Here is an 18,014-nt window from a genome sequence, read left to right as displayed (position 1 = left end):
CTCTTATTCTTTATTTCAAATTATCCCAATACCATTTTACAGCTTCTTTCAAGCCTTTGTCTATTGTATGTGTTGGTTGATACCCTAATAATGTTTTCGCTTTCTCTATAGATGCTAGTGAATGAGGAATATCTCCAACACGATTTGGTCCATGAATTGCTTCTACAGTTGCAATATCAGCATCGTATTCGCTTAAATATTCACGTAAATATCTCACTAAATCGTTTAAGGTTGTTCGATCTCCTACTGCTGTGTTGTAAACGGTATTTGTTGCTTCTTCATTTTCTGTTAACATCGCACGTTCGTTCATCTGAATGACATTGTCAATGTACGTAAAATCTCTTGAATAATCTCCTGTTCCATTTATTTTTGGAGATTCATGATTCATAAATTGTTTCACAAATAAAGGAATCACAGCTGCATAAGCTCCGTTTGGATCTTGACGTCGTCCAAACACATTGAAATAACGTAAGCCTATACAAGATAATCCGTAGGTTTTAGAAAAAATATCGGCATATAACTCGTTCACATATTTAGTAATTGCATAAGGAGATAGTGGTTTTCCAATTATGTCTTCAACTTTTGGTAAGTTTTCTGAATCTCCATACGTTGATGAAGAAGCTGCATAGACAAAACGCTTAACTCCAGCATCACGAGCTGCTACCAACATATTTAAAAAACCTGAAACATTCACCTCATTCGAAGTTATTGGATCATTAATAGAACGAGGTACTGATCCTAAAGCTGCTTGATGTAAAATATAATCAACACCATCCACTGCTTTTTGACAAGTTTCTAAGTCACGGATATCTCCTTCGATTAATGTATAGTTAGGATTTGAAAAAAAAGGTTCTATATTATGACGATGACCAGTTGCAAAATTATCTAGGCATGTTACTTTATAGTCCTTTCCTAAAAAATATTCTGTAAGATTAGACCCGATAAATCCAGCTCCTCCTGTGATTAATATATGTTTCATAACACTATTATGTCTTTAAATTATTTTATTATTTTCATCAAATATTCGCCGTACCCACTTTTCTTTAGTGGTTCTGCAATATTCATTAATTCTTCTTTTGTAATGTATCCCATACGATACGCCACTTCTTCTATAGCTCCTATTTTCATTCCTTGACGTTCTTCGATGACTTGAACAAATTGACCAGCTTGCATCAATGAATTGATTGTTCCAGTATCCAACCAAGCTGTACCACGATCGAAAACACCAACTTTCAACTTTCCTCTTTTCAAGTATTCGGCATTGATATCTGTGATCTCTAATTCTCCTCTTGGCGATGGTTTTATATTTTTTGCAATTTCTACCACATCATTGTCATAGAAATACAAACCTGGAACGGCATAATTTGACTTGGGTTCAGTTGGTTTTTCTTCAATTGAAACAACTTCATTTTGCTCGTTAAATTCAACTACTCCGTATCGTTCGGGATCGCTCACCTGATAAGCAAAAACCAAGCCACCATCTGGATCTGCTGAATCTTGTAATAATTTAGACATTCCAGAAGCGTAAAATATATTGTCACCCAAGATTAAGGCTACTTTATCATTTCCAATAAATTCTTCTCCCAAAATAAAGGCTTGTGCCAATCCATCTGGACTTGGTTGTTCTTTATACGAAAATTTACATCCGATTTGAGAGCCGTCGCCTAATAATTTTTCGAAATGAGGTAAATCGTGAGGCGTAGAAATAATCAAAATTTCGTTAATCCCTGCCAACATTAAGGTTGACAAAGGGTAATAAATCATTGGTTTATCATATACCGGCATCAATTGCTTACTTACAGCCAACGTCAATGGATGTAATCGCGTTCCTGATCCTCCTGCTAATATTATTCCTTTCATGTTTTTTTCTTGTTAGATGGTTAAAGGGTGAAAGAGTGAACTTGTAAACTTGTAAACTTGTGATCATGTGAACGTGTAAACTTGTGAACTTGTAAACGTGTGAACTTGTAAACGTGTGAACTTGTGAACTTGTAAACTTGTGAACTTGTAAACGTGTGAACGTGTGATCATGTAAACTTGTGAACTTGTAAACGTGTAAACTTGTGATCATGTGAACTTGTGAACTTGTAAACGGGTAAACTTGTGAACTTGTAAACGTGTAAACTTGTGATCATGTGAACTTGTAAACTCCTTCACTTCTTCACTTGTTAACTTCTTCACTTGTTAACTTCTTCACTTGTTAACTTCTTCACTTGTTAACTTCTTCACTTGTTAACCTTCTTCACTTGTTAACCTTCTTCAATATCCCTTTTCAATGATTCGATTAATTTTAAGAGCATTCTTTTGATGTGTAAAAATTGTGTATCAAAATCATCTAAATTACTTATATAATTTAATCTTTTAGATATTTCTAATTGTGTTTCAATTTCATTCAATGAGCCTAAAGCGATGTACAAAAAATGAATAAATTCTTTTTTACTTTTTCTTCCAGCTCCTTCCGCAATATTAGAAGGGACAGATACTGATGCTCTTCTTAATTGGTTTGTCAAACCAAATTGCTCTTCTTTTGGGAAGCAATCTGTAATAGAATAAATATTTGTGACCAGATCTAATGATTTCTGATATACTAATAAATCCTTATGGCTCTTCATCTATTGTATTTTATGTGAAACTTGTGAACGTGTGAACGTGTAAACTTGTGATCATGTGAACTTGTAAACGTGTAAACTTGTAAACTTGTGAACTTGTAAACTTGTAACCTCTTCACTTGTTCACTTCTTCACTTGTTAACTTCTTCACCTTAAACTCTCCAAACGACTGTGCTTCTTGATCCTTTTCAGAAATTATCATTTTATCTGTTGGAATTTGCCAATCTATATTCAGTTCGATGTCTAAAGGATACACGCCATCTTCAGACGCTTTGTTGTACCCATTATCGCATTTATAGAAAAATGTTGCTGTTTCTGAAATCACCGAAAAACCATGTAAAAAGCCTCTCGGAATAAACAATTGTTTTTTATTTTCTGCTGATAATTCTACTGCGACAGCTTGTCCATAGGTTTCTGAACCTGGACGTACATCTACTGCGACATCAAGCACAGCTCCTTCTACTACACGTACTAATTTTGCTTGTGCGTACTCTCCTGCTTGCATGTGCAACCCACGAACAACGCCATAAGACGAACGAGACTGATTATCTTGTACAAAAGTTGGTTTGTATCCCAAAATTTCTTCCAACTTTCCTTCGTTATACGATTCGAAGAAATACCCTCTCGAATCTTCAAAAACAGTTGGTTCTAAAATAAAACAACCTTTTAATTTTGACTCTGTTGCTTTCATTACAGTCTTTTATTTACTTTTTCTTTAGGCAAAGCCCCTTTTACATCATAAATCACTCCGTTTTCTTTTAAATAATCAGTTAACTGAAGATTTAAAAATTCGTCGTGTGAAACAGTCAAGATAATGGCGTCGAATTGGTGAACTGGTGAACTGGTGAACTGGAAAACCTGATCCAATGTATTACAAAAAGTTATTCCGTATTCATGGTTTACCTCATCTGGGTTAGCCCAAGGGTCTAACGTTGTCACCTCTATTCCATATTCTTCTAAAGCATGAATCACATCAATTGCTTTTGAATTTCGTATATCGGGGCAATTTTCTTTAAAGGTAATTCCTAAATTTAGAACTTTAGCTCCTTTAACTTTGATATCATTGTTTATTAACAATTTAACAATCTGAGAGGCAACAAATACTCCCATCGAGTCATTTAGTCGTCTTGCTGCTAATATCAGCTCAGAATAATAACCTATTTCTTGTGCTTTTTGTGCCAAATAAAAAGGATCAACACCAATACAATGACCGCCTACAAGCCCTGGTTTGAATGGTAAAAAATTCCATTTAGTACCTGCAGCTTCTAATACATCATTGGTATCAATGTCCATCAAAGAAAAAATCTTCGATAATTCATTGATAAAAGCAATGTTAATATCACGTTGCGAATTCTCAATCACCTTTGATGCTTCTGCCACTTTTATGGTTGGTGCCAAATGTGTACCTGCAACGATTACTGAACGATATAAATCGTCTACAATTTTTCCTATTTCTGGAGTAGAACCTGAGGTAACCTTCAAGATCTTTTCAACCGTATGCTTTTTGTCTCCTGGATTAATTCGCTCTGGTGAATATCCCGCATAAAAATCTTGGTTAAACTTCAATCCCGAAGAATGTTCCAATACTGGAATACATTCTTCTTCTGTAACACCTGGATAAACCGTAGATTCATAAATAACAATATCATTTGGTTTCAACACTTTACCTACCGTTTCCGAAGCTTTTTTCAAAGGAGTCAAGTCTGGTCGATTATTCTTATCTACAGGAGTTGGAACCGTTACAATGTAGATTGATGCATCTTTGATATCTTCTATGTTTGATGAGCAAAATAATCCATTTTGAATTCCTTCGACAAGCTCAGGGAGACAAATAAAGGGATTATTATTGACTAAAACATTTTGTAACACCTCATTCTCTACCTCTAAAGTTGAATCTATTCCATTGTTTAATTCAACAATTCGTTGCTGATGAATATCAAACCCAACAACAGGGTATTTTGTTGCAAATAACCGTGCTAAAGGTAAACCTACGTATCCTAAACCGATAATTGCTATTTTATGTTGTTGATTCATTATATCTTGTAATATTTTCTATACCATTGTACAAAATTAGACACGCCTTTGTCCACTGGATAAGATGGATTGTAGCCAAATTTATCTTTCAACTCTTGGACATCCGCCCATGTTTGATTGACATCTCCCGCTTGCATAGGGTACATTTCTAAAATAGCTTGTTCTCCTGTTGATTTCTCTACTTCTTTGATAAAATCCATCAACTGAACAGGCTTGCTATTTCCTATATTGTATAACTGGTAGGTTTCGTTTGTTTGTTTGTCTTCAAGTATTTTCGTTATTCCTTGAATAATATCATCGATATAGGTGAAATCTCGTGATAAATCGCCGTGATTAAACACTTTCACAGGTTGATGATTTAAGATGGCTTTCGTAAATAAAAACATCGCCATATCTGGTCTTCCCCATGGGCCATAAACGGTAAAAAATCGTAAGCCTATTGTTTGAATATTGTACAAATGACTGTAAGCATGCGCCATTAATTCGTTTGCTTTTTTCGTTGCTGCGTATAAACTAATGGGATGATCGACAGCTTGTTCTGTAGTAAAAGGAACATCAGACGAGTTTCCATAAATGCTTGAACTACTTGCATAAAGCAATTTCTTCACCTGATGATGACGACAACATTCTAATATATTCAAGAAACCAACCAAATTGCTTTGTCCGTAGGCATCTGGGTTTTCGATACTGTAACGTACTCCTGCTTGAGCAGCCAAATTAATCACGACATCAAAAGAATATTTATCAAATAACTCAGAAAGTTCGAGTTTATCTTCCAAATTCATTCGATAGAAAATCATGTTCTCTTCATGCTTAGAAGAGGCGACCTTTTGATTAAAATGTGATGCAAATTCTTGAGAAATTCCTAATTCGTGTAATCGATCATATTTTAACTGAACGTCATAATAATCGTTGATATTATCAATTCCAACAACTTGAATATCTTTTTCGATTAGTTTTTCAGCTAAATGATAACCTATGAAACCAGCTACGCCAGTTATAAGTACTGTTTTCATTACTTCTCTTTTTCGGAGGTTGCGACCACTTTTCTTAATCCTGAACTTGAGAAACGATGCGTACGCTTATTGTAGTAAATCTGAATATTATTATCTAAACAATATTGTTTTCCTGTAAAGTCAATGTTTCGGTATTCTTCGCCTATAATTCTAACATTTACGGGCAAAGCACTTAACATGTCAAACAAATCTTGTTCTGTTTCGTATGGAATAATTTCGTCCACATAACGACATCCTTCTAACTGTATATAGCGTTCTACGATAGATTGTGTTGGGCTATTTTTGGAAGGGTCTACTGCTGCAGGATCTGTATTAAGACCTACAATCAAATAATCGCATTGTCGTTTAGCTTCTTCGAGCATCATCACATGTCCTGCATGAAGTAAGTCAAATATTCCGAAAGTAATTCCAGTTGTCATTTATAATACTATTGTTGGAAAGACAAATTTAGGTAATATTTTGAATTATTGTTAAGGAATTGTACAATAAAAAAAGTCTCTCAAATTTGAGAGACTTACACTTATATCAATTCTGAATTTCTTTTTTCTAAATGGGTGTAAACATTTTTCACTTCTTGCGAATACTCTTTTTGTAAAATTAAATTTGCTGTTGGAGTATGGACAAAAATGCAATTTTGCAACCCCACAAAAGAGGTGTACACTTCTGTTCCGATAATCATATTTCCATTTCGATCCACAGTATGTCCGTTCATGATAAAATAATCATACAACGATTCGAAAGACCCCAAATCGTTCCAAATAAATTTTGCAGGAACAACTTTTATTTTCTTGCTTCGTTCCATCACGGCATAGTCGATGCTATTTGATGGAATTTTCATTGAAAGCTCTTCACTTAATTCACCATTTTTATTTTCGTTCCAAGCCTCGACAGAAGTTTCATAAATTTCTTTTTCAAACTTCTTCAACTCTTTTAGCAACACTTTTGCTTTGAAACAAAACATTCCACTGTTCCACAAAAAATTACCTTGCTCGATAAAATCTTGTGCGGTAATATGATTTGGTTTTTCACGAAACGATAACACAGTGTCTCCTTTGTGTTCGATATAACCATAACCTGTTTCTGGACGTGTTGGATGCACCCCAAAGGTTACAATATGGTCATTCTGTGCTAAATCGATTGCTCTATTCATCGCTTCTTGATAAGCTGCTGTATCTTCGATCAAATGATCAGAAGGAGTCACAATCAATAGATCATCTTCGTCAACCGCCAAAGCTGCAAACGCAATTGCCGCTGCTGTATTGCGAGGGACAGCCTCTACAATTTTTGTGTATTCAACTTTCATTTTATCGAGCACTTCTTGACTCAAATGATCGTTATCCTTGTTTCCTATGACCATCAACTTATCTGCAATAGGAAGATTGCGCTGAATCGTTAACTCAAATAAAGATTGCTCATTAAACAGAGGTAAATATTGTTTTGGATGACTTTTTCGTGAAAGTGGCCAAAGTCTACTCCCAACACCACCAGATAAGATCACATTATAAATACACATAAATTCTTCTAATTCGAACTTACAAAGATAAGAAAATCTACTTACGATTAAAAAAAATCAAACTCACCACTCTTTTACCTCTTCAAAACATCAACGTATTTATAGTCACTATTTTATTTTTCATTTTTTCGGAATTTACGATTAAATCACAACATGCATAAAATAAATGATTAATCGTATTTTGATCGTCCTACTACCCATTACACTACCTTATTTCATTTAAAACTACTCTTTTTAGGATTCACAACTACCCTACGTTTACTTTCTTATTATATAACTTAGTTTAAAATTTGCACTAAATATCAAACACTTAATAAATGAGCAAAAAATTACTCTATTTTAAATTATTATCATTATTTCTCCTATCGAATGTTAATGTAAATGCGCAAAACTCTCCTACATGGACTTGTAGCGCAGATGAAGTTCAAGAAGAAATATTTAGACAAAATCCTGAACTAAAAAAGATATATGAAACTAAACAAGCCGAATTTCTTAATTTTAGAAAATCTGAGTTAAAAGGTCAAAAACAACTAAAAGCAAATCAAATAATTGAAATTCCTACCGTTGTTCACATACTTGATGATGGTACAGGAAAATATATACCTACCGAAGTACAAGTAAAAAATTGGATTGCTCGTGCAAATTCTATTTTTGATGGAACGGCAAGTGATATAAAAGGACCTGAAGCTGGAGGTACTACTTTACCTGTTCGGTTAGTTTTAGCAAAACGAACACCTAGCAATACAGCAACTAATGGTATTGTTACTCACGATCTTTCTAATAATTCTGTCTACGTTAATTATGGTGTTAATGGAAAAGGACTAACGAATCAATATTTAAATGACACTTATAATTGGAATTCTAATTCATATTACAATATATACATAACAAATATGATTGATGGGGTAAATCAATCAAATACAACAGGTGCTTATACAGCAGGTTTTGCATATTACCCTGGTGGAAGTTTAGATTTATCTGTAATGCTTTACCATGTAACAATCAACAATAGAGATACTACTTTTGCACATGAAATGATGCATGCATTTAATGTCGCACATCCTTTTAATGGTGGAGATGGAAATGGAGTAAATTGCGGTAGCCTAACAAACGATGACATAGAAGATACTCAAAACATAAGAAGCGGTTTATTTTTTGGAGACCCAAATAACTCTTTTAATCAATACAAAACATATCCCACAATTAACCAAACCATTAACGACTGTTCTAATACTCCATTTGACCATACGTTGGTTAACATGATGAATTACGGCATAAACCTCGATCGTTTTACTCCTGGACAAGGAGACAGAGCATTAGATGCTATCTATTTCTTTAGATCTTCGTTTCTTACCTCACTTGCTTTAACACCAGCAGATGGAACAAGTAATATTCCTGTAGAAGCTTGTGAAGTAACAGGAGGTTCCGGTCATATACGTTTTAATCAAATAGAGTTTAATACAATCTCTAAAAAAGGAATAATTTATAATCTACACAATGATTTTACAAAAAGTAACAATATAACCTCTGCTTATATTACAGAGGTTACAGAAGGTCAAAACTATCAATTAAATATAACAACAAGTACCAATCCTAACAGAAGAAAAGTTTATATTTATATAGATTATAATGGAGATGGTATTTTTGATGCAGATGAAGTTGTTTTATCTAATCATGAATTACTTGGAAATATTACAAATTTATCAACAACGATTACTATACCAACCACTACTAAGAAAAACACTCCACTTAGAATGAGAGTTGTTGGGGATTTATCTAATATATACAATGGATATCAACATATAACTTACGGAGCTTGTGACTCTCGAGTAGCTGGCCAAGTAGAAGATTTTACTATCATTGTAAAAGAAGCTACGTCTACAGTTTGGAATGGAACTTCTTGGTCTGTAGGAGAACCAACACTAACAAAAGAAGCGATTGTTAGAGGTGATTTAGTCATCGATCAAAGCAATAGAATCACAACTAATAAATTTACTTTAGAAAGTGGATCTGTTACAATTAATAATTATGGTGCAATTATCTCACCAATCATCGAAAATAAATTGTCTGCTGATAAATTCGTGGTAACAGGAAATAACAGTGGATTATTACAATGGGGAAATAATATTTCTGCAAGTGGTGAATTCACAATAATCCAAGAAAGTTCACCTATGATTTTTAATGATGCTGCATTGTGGTCATCGCCTGTTAAAAATCAGAACCTGAGAGAATTTTCTCCAAATACATTGTTAAAGAGGTTCTACAAATACAATGAAACAACGAACAAATTTGCAAGTTTATTTATCGAAGATCCATTGTATCCGAATGGAAACTTAGAAAATCCTGCAAGCTATAATTTTGAAGCTGGAAAAGGATACCATATTCGAGTAGGTTCAGATTTCCCTACAACAAAGCCAGGTAAAAAACATATCGGAAAATTTGTTGGTGAATTAAATACAGGGTTATTTTCTATTCCTGTAACAAAAAATAATTTGGGATACAACCTAATTGGTAATCCTTATCCTGCTCCTATATATGCGAATCGTATTTTAAATACAAATTCTGATATTTCTGCCTTGTACTTCTGGACGCAAGAATCTCCACTTACAACAAATGGCTACGCGAGCAACAACTACTCTTCTTATACGAGAGCAGGTGGTGTACAAGCTGCTGCAGGAGGAAAAATTCCTAATGGAAATATTGCTATTGGACAAGGATTTTTTGTAGAAATAACAAACAATCCAACAAATATATACTTACACAATGGTTTTACAGGATGGGATGACAAAGAAGTTATTTTCCATAAAAATGAAGAAGATACAAAACGTGTGAGATTAGATTTGTTTGAAGGAGCACAAGCTAAAAATCAAATTTTAGTAACTTATATGCAAGATGCTACAAATGGTTTTGACCATCAAATTGATGCTAAATTGAACAAAATGTTCAACGGCTCTACATTATTTTCTATCATCGAAGGAACTCCTGAAAAATATGTGATTCAAGGACGTGCACCATTCACAACAGAAGATACGGTACAATTAGGGTTCGAAGCAAAAGAAAGCGCACCTTATACCATCAAATTAAATAGCACAGAAAATTTTGAGGATCAAGCGATTTATTTAAGAGATAAAGAACTTCACCAAGTGGTTGATTTAACAAAAGATCATTACACATTTGATGCTCAACAAGGTATTTACAACGATCGTTTTGAAATCATTTATCAAAACAAAACCTTATCTACATCAGATTTATCAAAACAAGATGTTGTCGTGTACAATACAAATAACACCCTTGTTTTAACCTCTCAAAAAAAAATCACTTTTGTAGAAGTTTATGATATAACTGGTAGAAAAGTTATCGCTAAACAATCATCGAACAATCGACTTGTGTTATCAGAATTAAAGAAAAACAACCAAGTGTTATTAATCAAAGTAACAACATCAGATTCTAAAACAACAACATTAAAAACTATATTCTAATGAGAAAATTTATTTTAATCGCAATGTTTTCCGTTTCGCCATTTATGTTCGCTAATGACGGAGAGGAAGTATCCTTCTTTTCATCACAAACACAATCCAACAGTATTGCAACTGTAGATGATCCCGATACTCCTGCTGCACGAATTAACGACTCAGCCTATCTATTACTAATTATAGCTGCTGGTGCTGGATTAATTTATTTCAGAAACAAATCAATAAAAGTCATTCGATAATTGTTCAACTATTTTTTAATGCAAAAAAATCCTGCTCAATTGAGCAGGATTTTTATATTAAATTTCTTTTGAATCTTAAATCATTGAAATACGTAGTGTATTGGTAATTCCTTTTTCAAACGCTGGCATAGCATTCAAATTGATGATGTAATCACCATATTCTACATAACCTGCATTCTTCGCTAAGATATTTACCTCTGTTACCGTTTGATCCGTAGATGTATCGCGAGGATCGTAATTAATTGATTTTACCCCCCATAACAAATTCAACATACGGTTGATTCGTTTACTTGGATTAAACACCAAAATAAAAGAATTTGGACGATGAGAAGAAATTTGAAAAGCTGTATAACCAGAATATGTCAACGTTGCAATTGCTTTTGCTCCTGTATCTTCTGCCATTTTAGCTGCATTGTAACAAACCATATCGGTTACAAAACGTTCGTTTTTAACTTTTGGTTTGTGTTCTGGTACATGTACGTGCTCATCATCTTCAACAGTCTGAAGAATTTTCGTCATTTTCTCAATTACTTGAACAGGGTATTGACCTACAGATGTTTCACCTGATAACATAACCGCATCTGCTCCATCAAAAACGGCATTTGCAACGTCAGAAACTTCGGCACGAGTTGGCGTTAAACTCGAAATCATGGTTTCCATCATTTGAGTTGCTACAATAACTGGTTTACGTGCTAGTTTTGCTTTGTCAATTAATTGTTTCTGTGCTTTTGGAACAATTTCAAACGGAACCTCAACTCCTAAATCCCCACGAGCAACCATTAATCCATCCGAAAACTCTAAAATATCTTTAATATTTTCTAAAGCCTCAGGCTTTTCAATTTTAGAAATAATTGGAATTTTTAGTGTGCCATGTTCTTTGATAAAATCAGATAAATCTTTTACATCTTGTCCCGAACGAACAAAAGATAATGCAAACCAATCGACACGATTTTCGATTGCGAACTTTGCATCTTCTTTATCTTTTTCCGTTAAAGCTGGTAAAGAAATATTTGTATTTGGTAAATTAACTCCCTTTTTAGAACGCAATGGTCCTCCTTGTATTGTTTCAGCTTTTACAGTATCTGTCCCATTTGTCTCGATAACTTTTAAGATTAATTTTCCGTCATCAATCAAGATGTTTTCACCCACTTGTACGTCTTGAGCAAACTTTTGGTAGGTCATAAAAACTTTCTCTTTTGTTCCTACAACATCTTCATTGGTGAAAGTTAAAATTTCTCCTGGATTGATGACAAAATCTTCATGTTCCATTTTCCCAATACGCAATTTTGGACCTTGTAAATCCGCTAATACTGCTGTATTGTATCCGTGATCGTTATTTAATTGATGAATGATTTCTATCTTACGTTTCACATCCGCATAATCGGCGTGCGAAAAGTTGATACGGAACACATCTGTTCCCTTTTTCATCATTTCTAGAATAATTTCTGGACTATCAGTTGCTGGACCTAATGTTGCAACAATTTTCGTCTTTTTAAGAAATTGTTTATCGTAAATCATATTTTTCCCTTTTTTTATGCACAATATTTTGTTAGAAAACCAATCTATCAGCTGTACTGATTAAATCGATATCTATTTTTTTAATTAATTTAATAAAATCTTTTTCTACAAATGGAAGTGGAAGATTCTCTATCTCATCTTCCCAGCCAGACACTTTGACAATGTAGTTGCAATCCTTGTAATTAGGCACAAGAATAATGCTCTCTTTGAAAAGATTTGATAAATCTACTTCAATTTTTTTAGAATCGGATTGATTTGGGATATTTTTAATGATATGATAATCTATCTTATTGGTTTCATCTATCCATTCGTATGTTTCGAAAAAATAGGTATGATCATCTAACCAAATATCCAAATCATTGATACGTTGAAAACGCGTATCATAAGTAGAATTGAGATGGAAAATAAATTGTGTCGAAGTATTAAAGCTTGAATTTACGCCTATTAGATGGAAATCTATCCACTCATCATATAAGAGTAACTCTGCCATTCTTCTATACTTTTTCTATTTTCTTTTGTAGTGAATAATACGCGCGTTTTGCGGCACTTTCTTCTGCTTTTTTCTTTGAAGTTCCTCTCCCTTTTGAGATAACTTTATCGTTAAGACGGATAACGGATACAAAGACCTGAAGATCTTCTGCATTTTGCTCCTCAAATGTATTGAATCTTATTGTATTTCTCGTTTTTTGACTCCATTCCAAGATCAACGATTTGTGACTTGTTATGGTATGTTCCAAACGATCTAAATCCGCATAAGGGTCAATAATTTTGATTTGAATAAATTTTTGGACTGCATCTATTCCTCCATCTACATAAATTGCACCGACTAAAGCTTCTAACATATCACCATTGACGTCTTCCCCCAAATTGTTGTGATTGTTCATAGGATCTAAATAATCCAACAGACCAAGTTGTTTTGACACAGCGTTTAATTGCTTGCGTGAAACAATTTTAGAACGCATTTTTGTCAAATATCCTTCTTGTTGGTCTGGTGCTTTATAGTACAAATGTACTGCTGTAGAAGCACCAAGTAATGCATCTCCTAAAAACTCTAATCTTTCAAAATTGATACTGTTTCCATTTTCATCTTTTTTTTGCGCTGATCTGTGGGTAAATGCTTCTTTAAACACCTCAATATTTTGAGGGGTATAACCCAGGGTCTCGTTCAAAAATTTCAAAAAAGGATCAGATGAATTTGAATCATCACGATGATTTTTAAAAGAAAATAATTTTTTTAAGAAAGACATTACTTATACTTCTTAAATATCACACACGCATTGTGACCACCAAAACCAAAAGTATTACTCAATGCATAATCCACATTTTTCTCTTTTGCTTTGTTAAATGTATAATCAATTTTAGGATCAAGATTTTCATCATCCGTAAAATGATTAATTGTTGGTGGAACAATACTGTTATTGATAGCTCCAATAGCCGAAATCGCTTCAATAATTCCAGCACCACCTAATAAGTGACCTGTCATTGATTTAGTTGAATTGATTTGAATATTGTATGCATGTTCTCCAAATAATTTTTGAATCGCTTTAGATTCTGCAATATCTCCTAATGGTGTAGATGTTCCGTGCATGTTGATATGATCTACGTCTTCTACTTTGATATTTGCGTCTAATAAAGCTTCTTTCATCACATTTAAAGCGCCAATTCCTTCTGGATGTGGTGCTGTAATATGATGAGCATCTGCTGTCATCCCTGTTCCTACTAATTCAGCATAAATTGTAGCTCCACGTGCAATTGCATGTTCGTACTCTTCTAAAACAATACATCCAGCGCCTTCACCCATTACAAAACCATCGCGGTCTTTGTCAAATGGTCTTGAAGCCGTTTGTGGATCATCGTTTCGTGTAGATAACGCATGTAATGCATTGAAACCTCCAATGCTTGATGCTGTAATCGCAGCTTCTGACCCTCCTGCTACTATTGCTTCTGCTTTTCCAAGTCTTAATAACATGAACGCATCAATAATTGCATTTGTTGATGAGGCACATGCCGAAACAGTTGTATAATTAGGTCCCATAAGACCAAATTCCATTGAAATATGACCAGGTGTGATATCTGCAATCATCTTAGGGATAAAGAAAGGATTGAAACGTGGTGTTCCATTTCCTGTTGCGTAATTCGAAACTTCTTCTTCAAAAGTTTTAATTCCACCAATACCAGATCCCCATATAACACCGATACGCTCTTTGTTTACGTTAGTAGCATCTAAGATCCCACTGTGTTTGATAGCTTCTCTTGCAGCCACAATCCCCAATTGGGCACAACGATCAATCTTGCGCGCTTCTTTTCGATCAAAATGATCTTCAATATTGAAGTTTTTGATCTCACAAGCAAATTGTGTCTTAAAAAGAGTTGCATCAAAAAGCGTAATAGGCGCGGCGCCACTTACACCATTCACTAATCCTTTCCAGTATTCTTGGTAAGTATTTCCGATTGGTGTTAGCGCGCCTAAACCTGTTACTACTACTCTTTTTAATTCCATAAAAATTAAGGAACTATTACTTGTTTAAGTCTTCGATGTATGTCACAGCTTGACCTACTGTAGAAATTTTCTCTGCTTGATCGTCTGGAATTTGAATATCAAATTCTTTTTCGAATTCCATAATTAACTCTACTGTGTCTAATGAATCAGCTCCTAAATCGTTAGTGAAACTTGCTTCAAGCGTTACTTCGCTTTCGTCAACTCCTAATTTATCCACGATAATTGCTTTCACTCTTGATGTAATGTCAGACATAATTTTCTAATTTTAATTGTTGTAAACTACTGCAAAAATATAAAACTTATATTAAATACAAGCTTTTTTTTATATGCATGCATAACAACTTGTAAATATAGTGTGAATATTAATTCACGAAAACGTTTAAGTGAATGACATAAGTCAAATTTTTCACGCTTTTTTTTATTGTAACTTTGTGCAAAGTTTTTACCTTTAATATTTTAAAAATACTATAAAATCACAAAAATGAGCATAGAATTGGCATCTTACGGAATAAAAAATTCCAAAATTAACTATCAATTATCTCCTGAAGAACTTACCAAGAAAATGGTAGAATTAGGACAGGGAGAAATCACATCTTCTGGCGCTATTAATATGCTAACAGGAGAATTTACAGGGCGTTCACCAAAAGACCGTTTCATTGTAAAAGATGATATTACGGCTGATAACGTTTGGTGGGATGGAAATACAAATATTCCTTTTGATTCTGATAAGTTTGACGCTTTATATGATAAAGTAGTTGAGCACTTAAGCAACCGCGAAATTTATGTACGCGATGCTTTTGCTTGTGCAGATGACGCCTACAAAACTAAAATTAGAGCAATTACAGAAACACCTGCTGCTAATTTATTTATCTACAACATGTTTATTCGTCCAACAGAAGAAGAATTAAACAACTTCGGAGATTCTGAATGGACAATTATAAATGCGCCAACTTTTGTTGCTGATGCAGACCAAGATGGTACAAGACAACACAATTTCTCTATCTTAAACTTCAAACGTAAAATAGTTTTGAATGGTGGAACTGGTTACACAGGAGAAATGAAAAAAGGAATTTTCTCTGCTTTAAACTTTATCTTACCGGTATTTAGAAACACATTACCAATGCATTGTTCTGCGAACTCTGGTGAAAACGGAGATACTGCCATGTTCTTTGGGTTATCTGGCACAGGAAAAACAACCTTATCTGCTGATAAAAACAGACGTTTAATTGGTGATGATGAACATGGTTGGACTGAAGACAATACTGTATTCAATTTTGAAGGTGGTTGTTATGCTAAAGTAATCAACTTATCTGCAGAAGGAGAACCAGAAATTTTTGCAGCAATTAAAGAAGGGGCGTTATTAGAAAACTGTAAATTAGTTCCAGGGACAAACGAAGTTGACTTCACTGATACAACAATTACAGAAAACACACGTGTTTCTTATCCGATTGATTACATCGAGAATATTGCAGTTCCATCTGTAGGAAAAAATCCTAAAAATATTTTCTTCTTATCATTTGATGCTTTTGGTGTTTTCCCTCCAATCGCTAAATTAAACCCAGATCAAGCAGCTTATTTATTTATCTCAGGATATACTTCAAAAGTGGCTGGTACAGAAGCTGGTGTTACAGAACCACAAACGACATTCTCTACATGTTTTGGTGCGCCATTTATGCCGTTGCACCCAACAAAATATGCTGAAATGTTAAGCGACAAAGTAGAAAAAACTGGCGTTAATGTTTGGTTAATTAACACAGGTTGGAATGGTAAAAAAGAACGTATGTCGTTAAAAGATACTCGTGCAGTGATCAATGCAGCATTAAATGGAGATTTGGATAACGCAGCGTTTAAAAAGGATCCATACTTCGGATTTGAAGTTCCAGTTGCAATAGATGGTGTTTCATCAGAAAAATTAAATCCTGCAACTTCATTTGCAACAGAAGAAGCGTATGAAGAAAATGCGAAAGTATTGGCAGCTAAATTCAAAGAAAACTTCAAAAAGTTCGAAGAATTTGCAAATGCTGATTTATTAGCTGGAGGACCAACAATTTAAGATTAAAATTAAATCATATAAATTCTGGATTGCAATTGTAATCCAGAATTTTATTTTGGAGCAAACTTTAATGTTATAAACGGAGATAAAATCAACCCTAATTGACTCGTTTTTAAAGCGCTGAAATTAACTAAAGAAACCACTTTTTTCTTAAAGCCTTTTTTATCAACATCGCAATAAAAACCGTTTTCTATCGTACAGCTAAAATTATATTTTTTTGCCAATTTATGGTAATCAGACAATGGTAATATACGTTCCATCCAACTACCAAAATCGGGTTCACAACAATTATATTGATCAACATCAACCTGCATCACAGCTTGGTTTTGTCGGTAATATTCCAAAAAATCAATCAAGTCCACATAACGCAAACCACGAGATTTAGTTGCTAATAATTCTAATTCCTTTTCTGTTAATTCTGGACCTATTTTCTTTAGATATTCCTTTCTCTTTGGACAGTACTCTTCAATTTCATCTTTCTCCATTAATTTTCTTAATCTTTTCGCTTTAATGAAATTTTTAGGATTAGAAGCTGTTGTAAATAACATTTTTATTGAAGAATTAAGCTGACTGAAATAATTAAACATTTCATCCAAATCATGAATATGTTCTATTGTATCTGTCGAAATCAAATAATCTACTTTGATATTTCTATCCTTGATAAATTGTAACAATTCTTGATAAGATCCTTCAATATAATAATCGGGACCAAAACCTATTTTTTGACTTATTTTCTGAATTGTTGAAACAGAACTCGGATTAAAATCGCAATAAATCACTTTAAATCCTTTTTGTTTTAAATACAGACTTAAAAAACCATGACCACCACCAAAGTCAACAATGTATTCACCTTTAATAGGTGCAAAATTGATCAGTTTTTGCAAAGAATAATCAAACATTTGAAAGTAATAAAATAACGTAGGTTGCATATTTTCGATATAATCTATATTATATTCATTAATTCCTAAATCCTTAAAATTAATCTGATTTATTAATTTTACTACTGATTTTATTTCTTCTGAACAAAAAGTATTTTGATATTGTTGATAAGCATTCATA

The 18,014-nt window shown here is 33.6% G+C and carries 17 protein-coding genes; 3 read left to right on the top strand and 14 right to left on the bottom strand.

Going from position 1 to position 18,014, the window contains the following annotated elements:
- Positions 1-10: 10 nt before the first annotated feature.
- The 8 genes from IF125_RS07875 to IF125_RS07840 all read right to left on the bottom strand — a co-directional run bounded on the left by IF125_RS07875 (position 11) and on the right by IF125_RS07840 (position 7,172).
- Positions 11-979: an SDR family oxidoreductase gene (locus IF125_RS07875; protein WP_225542103.1), complete on the bottom strand. Its 969-nt coding sequence runs from the start codon at positions 977-979 to the stop codon at positions 11-13.
- A 20-nt stretch (positions 980-999) separates the two neighbouring features.
- Complete coding sequence (gene rfbA, locus IF125_RS07870) at positions 1,000-1,860, bottom strand: glucose-1-phosphate thymidylyltransferase RfbA (protein ID WP_225542102.1); 861 nt, start codon at positions 1,858-1,860, stop codon at positions 1,000-1,002.
- Positions 1,861-2,249: 389 nt separating this feature from the next.
- Positions 2,250-2,612 carry a four helix bundle protein gene (locus IF125_RS07865; RefSeq protein WP_038335987.1) on the bottom strand — a complete coding sequence of 121 codons (363 nt, stop codon included), beginning with the start codon at positions 2,610-2,612 and terminating at the stop codon, positions 2,250-2,252.
- Positions 2,613-2,724: 112 nt separating this feature from the next.
- Positions 2,725-3,300: a dTDP-4-dehydrorhamnose 3,5-epimerase gene (gene rfbC, locus IF125_RS07860; protein ID WP_225542101.1), complete on the bottom strand. Its 576-nt coding sequence runs from the start codon at positions 3,298-3,300 to the stop codon at positions 2,725-2,727.
- A complete protein-coding gene (locus IF125_RS07855; RefSeq protein ID WP_225542100.1) occupies positions 3,300-4,643 on the bottom strand; it encodes a nucleotide sugar dehydrogenase in 1,344 nt (447 codons plus the stop codon). The genes rfbC and IF125_RS07855 overlap by 1 nt, the downstream gene beginning before the upstream one ends.
- A complete protein-coding gene (locus tag IF125_RS07850; protein WP_225542099.1) occupies positions 4,643-5,659 on the bottom strand; it encodes an NAD-dependent epimerase/dehydratase family protein in 1,017 nt (338 codons plus the stop codon). Before IF125_RS07850 ends, IF125_RS07855 begins: the two co-directional genes overlap by 1 nt.
- Positions 5,659-6,078, bottom strand: coding sequence for an adenylyltransferase/cytidyltransferase family protein (locus IF125_RS07845; protein ID WP_171622975.1), 420 nt, complete (start codon positions 6,076-6,078; stop codon positions 5,659-5,661). The genes IF125_RS07850 and IF125_RS07845 overlap by 1 nt, the downstream gene beginning before the upstream one ends.
- A 101-nt stretch (positions 6,079-6,179) precedes the next feature.
- A complete protein-coding gene (locus IF125_RS07840; protein ID WP_225542098.1) occupies positions 6,180-7,172 on the bottom strand; it encodes a mannose-1-phosphate guanylyltransferase in 993 nt (330 codons plus the stop codon).
- A gap of 317 nt (positions 7,173-7,489) precedes the next feature.
- Between IF125_RS07840 and IF125_RS07835 the strand changes: the two genes are divergently transcribed.
- Positions 7,490-10,651: a GEVED domain-containing protein gene (locus IF125_RS07835; protein WP_225542097.1), complete on the top strand. Its 3,162-nt coding sequence runs from the start codon at positions 7,490-7,492 to the stop codon at positions 10,649-10,651.
- A gap of 23 nt (positions 10,652-10,674) precedes the next feature.
- Positions 10,675-10,884 carry a hypothetical protein gene (locus tag IF125_RS07830; RefSeq protein ID WP_225542096.1) on the top strand — a complete coding sequence of 70 codons (210 nt, stop codon included), beginning with the start codon at positions 10,675-10,677 and terminating at the stop codon, positions 10,882-10,884.
- Between the two features lie 75 nt (positions 10,885-10,959).
- Here IF125_RS07830 and pyk read toward each other — a convergent pair whose 3' ends face one another.
- The 5 genes from pyk to IF125_RS07805 are packed head-to-tail and all read right to left on the bottom strand — an operon-like array spanning position 10,960 to position 15,155.
- The gene (pyk, locus tag IF125_RS07825; RefSeq protein WP_171622971.1) at positions 10,960-12,402 is read right to left on the bottom strand and encodes a pyruvate kinase; all 1,443 of its coding nucleotides are present in this window, start codon (positions 12,400-12,402) and stop codon (positions 10,960-10,962) included.
- A 31-nt stretch (positions 12,403-12,433) separates the two neighbouring features.
- Positions 12,434-12,892, bottom strand: coding sequence for an IPExxxVDY family protein (locus tag IF125_RS07820; protein ID WP_225542095.1), 459 nt, complete (start codon positions 12,890-12,892; stop codon positions 12,434-12,436).
- A 4-nt stretch (positions 12,893-12,896) separates the two neighbouring features.
- Positions 12,897-13,649, bottom strand: coding sequence for a ribonuclease III (rnc, locus tag IF125_RS07815; RefSeq protein ID WP_225542094.1), 753 nt, complete (start codon positions 13,647-13,649; stop codon positions 12,897-12,899).
- Entirely contained in the window at positions 13,649-14,902 is a 1,254-nt protein-coding gene (gene fabF, locus IF125_RS07810) for a beta-ketoacyl-ACP synthase II (protein WP_188319453.1), read from the bottom strand. The genes rnc and fabF overlap by 1 nt, the downstream gene beginning before the upstream one ends.
- Before the next feature lie 16 nt (positions 14,903-14,918).
- Positions 14,919-15,155 (bottom strand): acyl carrier protein, encoded by a 237-nt coding sequence (locus IF125_RS07805; protein ID WP_038336002.1) that lies wholly within the window; start codon positions 15,153-15,155, stop codon positions 14,919-14,921.
- A 228-nt stretch (positions 15,156-15,383) separates the two neighbouring features.
- Here IF125_RS07805 and pckA point away from each other — a divergent pair, with 228 nt between their 5' ends.
- On the top strand, positions 15,384-16,955 hold the full coding sequence (pckA, locus tag IF125_RS07800) for a phosphoenolpyruvate carboxykinase (ATP) (RefSeq protein WP_188319452.1): 1,572 nt from the start codon (positions 15,384-15,386) through the stop codon (positions 16,953-16,955).
- 50 nt (positions 16,956-17,005) lie between these two features.
- Here pckA and IF125_RS07795 read toward each other — a convergent pair whose 3' ends face one another.
- A complete protein-coding gene (locus IF125_RS07795; RefSeq protein ID WP_225542093.1) occupies positions 17,006-18,013 on the bottom strand; it encodes a class I SAM-dependent methyltransferase in 1,008 nt (335 codons plus the stop codon).
- Between the last annotated feature and the right edge of the window lies 1 nt (position 18,014).

The sequence above is a fragment of the Empedobacter stercoris genome, assembly GCF_020281205.1.
GTDB lineage: Bacteria > Bacteroidota > Bacteroidia > Flavobacteriales > Weeksellaceae > Empedobacter > Empedobacter stercoris.
Note: the sequence above shows the minus strand (reverse complement) of the source record. Positions and strands in the feature narration are given on the sequence as shown.